This window comes from Christiangramia qingdaonensis (assembly GCF_048381525.1).
Classification (GTDB): domain Bacteria; phylum Bacteroidota; class Bacteroidia; order Flavobacteriales; family Flavobacteriaceae; genus Christiangramia.
The window spans coordinates 492,083-494,921 of the sequence record NZ_JBLWIM010000015.1 but is presented as its reverse complement, the minus strand read 5'-3'; the positions used below and the strand labels follow the sequence as shown (position 1 = coordinate 494,921).

Sequence of the window (2,839 nt, the reverse complement as noted above, 5' to 3'; positions counted from 1 at the left end):
AGTTTTACTTCGGAAAATTATTAAGTTTTTGATCCTTCTTAAGACTTCATGCAACATGCGTTAAATTCAGAAATTAAAGTGTTTCTGAAGGGATCAGGCCTATTAAAATCATTAAATTTACAAACCGAAAGAACAGGTGTTCCAACCTACTTTTTGAGGTCGGAATATCATCCAAATCATTCCGTCATGGAAAACCTCGATTACGCCAGACTCCAAATGGCTTTTACCCTCGGATTTCATATTATTTTTGCTTGTATTGGTATGGTAATGCCCTTTTTTATGGTCGTTTCTCATAAAAAGTGGCTTAATACCCGCAAATCTATTTATTTAAAACTTACTAAAGCCTGGCAACGCGGAGTTGCCATTTTTTTTGTTACCGGTGCAGTTTCGGGAACCGCACTGTCCTTTGAGCTGGGAATGCTCTGGCCAGAATTCATGAAACATGCGGGTCCTGTAATAGGAATGCCGTTTTCCCTGGAAGGTGCTGCTTTCTTTGTGGAAGCGATCGCACTTGGCTTCTACCTGTATGGATGGAAAAAACTTCCGGAAACTTTTCACTGGATCACCGGTATTATAGTTGGAATTTCAGGAGTGATTTCAGGGATTCTCGTAGTATCTGCCAATGCCTGGATGAATTCCCCAACAGGATTTGACGTGGTAAATGGCGCTTATGTGAATATAGATCCGGTCAAGGCTTTTCTTAATGACGCATGGTTCACCCAGGCTCTGCATATGACCCTGGCTGCTTTCGCTGCTACTGGCTTTGCCGTTGCCGGTCTTCACGCCATACAAATATTACGTAACAAACGCCCAGATCTGCACAAGGCTGCTTTTAAGATTGCCATTGTATTTGGTGCGGTCGCAGCGCTTTTACAACCTATTAGCGGTGATCTATCTGCCAAGGATGTCGCACAAAGACAGCCGGTAAAACTGGCGGCGATGGAAGCGCACTATGAAACACAAAAAGGAGCTCCGCTTTATATCGGCGGAATTGTGGATGCTGAAAATAAAACTGTGAGTAATAAGTTGGAAATACCAAAAGCATTATCCTTCCTGGCCTTTGGAGATTTTGATGCTGAGGTAAAAGGACTGAATGATTTTCCTGAAGAAGATCTCCCACCGGTTCCTGTTGTACATTACGCTTTCCAGACCATGGTGGGAATTGGTAGTTTACTAATGCTGGCGGCTTTGATCTATTTTATCAGTTTAAAGAAGATAAGCTGGCTGGATAATAAGAAATACTGGTGGCTGTTCGCGATACTAACTCCTTTAGGATTTGTAGCCGTGGAAGCAGGTTGGGTAGTAACCGAGGTAGGAAGACAACCCTGGATCGTGTACAATATCATGCGAACTTCTGAAGCTGTAACCCCAATGCCTGGTTTAGAATTCAGCTTTTACCTGTACGTTACTGTTTACGCCATCCTTGCAGCGATGGTAACCTGGCTAATGCACAGGCAGATCAAGGTTCTTAATAACTCAATCGGGTAGGTATGTTATACGTAGTGCTATTTTTTACGTTTTTCTCTCTATTTCTATATGTTCTTTTGGGTGGTGCCGACTTTGGGGCTGGCATCGTAGAGCTTTTTTCATCCCGGGAGAACAGGGAATTGAATAAACTTACGGTCTATAAAGTCATGGGACCGGTCTGGGAAGCCAATCATATCTGGCTTATTATCCTGATTGTTATTCTATGGATCGCTTTTCCGGCTTATTTCAATATCATCATCATCTATCTTCATATTCCACTTACACTGGTGTTATTAGGAATTACCATGCGGGGAGTTGCATTTATTTTCAGGCATTATGATGCGGTGATCGATGGAACACAGGTATGGTATAATCGCATGTTCAGGATATCAAGCCTTATTACTCCAATTTTCCTCGGAATGTCATTTGGTGCATTGTTAAGCGGTAAGATTGTAGTTACAGATAATTACTCTAATACTACGTTCGCTGAAATTTTTATGTATCCGTGGCTGAATACTTTTACGGTTCTAACAGGATTATTCTATGCTGCACTTTGTACATTCCTGGCTTCAACATTATTAATTGGAGAAACTGAAGGAGATATCAGGAAAATGTATAGTCGGAAATCGGCAATTTTTACCGTTGTGCTAGTATTGGTGGGTGGTGCAGTGCTTTTCTATGGGTACTGGTATGATATGGTTTTTATTAAAGAATTTCTTCAGAATAGTATATCTCTAATAGCGATCGTACTCTCAGCATTAATACTTATTCCTCTATGGTTTGCTATTGGGAAACAAAAACGTGTACAGACCAGGATTTACGCAGGTTTACAGATCTTACTGGTGATATTTGCTGCTGTGTATACTCATTTTCCGCGCCTTATTATTACCAGTACTTCGGAAGTGAATATGCTCGAAAACACTGCTCCGGAATCTGTAATGCACGTGCTGGGAATTTCATTGATCATTGGAGGAGGGATCATATTGCCGGGATTATTTCATTTGATGAAATCTTTCAATATGATCAGGATTCCGTCCAGATCAGGAAAACATACTGCTGAAGATTAAATAATCGGGAACTCTATTTATGGGCTAATAGAATTTCATTAATTTCAGCCTCTACAATCTAATTTAAATTTAAGACTATGAAATCAACAATTTTGAAAGGTATGTTTATGAGTGCGATCTTATTGTTCGTTGCTTGTGGTGAAAGTACAGATGCTGTGGAATCTGGAACTTACCAGGGAACAGTAAAAGAAGTAGAAGCTGATAAGACAGAGATCTACGTTACTACAGATGATGACAAGACTTTGGAGCTATATTTTACTGAAACTACAAGCCTGACCAGAAATGGAAGCGATGTAGAATTTTCT

The 2,839-nt window shown here is 40.5% G+C and carries 3 protein-coding genes; all 3 read left to right on the top strand.

Annotation, left to right across the window (positions count from 1 at the left end):
* Positions 1-186 precede the first annotated feature (186 nt).
* Entirely contained in the window at positions 187-1,488 is a 1,302-nt protein-coding gene (locus ACNI3T_RS13650) for a cytochrome ubiquinol oxidase subunit I (RefSeq protein WP_418228271.1), read from the top strand.
* A 2-nt stretch (positions 1,489-1,490) separates the two neighbouring features.
* The gene (locus ACNI3T_RS13645) at positions 1,491-2,534 is read left to right on the top strand and encodes a cytochrome d ubiquinol oxidase subunit II (protein WP_418228270.1); all 1,044 of its coding nucleotides are present in this window, start codon (positions 1,491-1,493) and stop codon (positions 2,532-2,534) included.
* A 77-nt stretch (positions 2,535-2,611) separates the two neighbouring features.
* Positions 2,612-2,839: hypothetical protein (locus tag ACNI3T_RS13640; RefSeq protein WP_418228269.1), on the top strand; the 228-nt coding region annotated here is incomplete at its 3' end.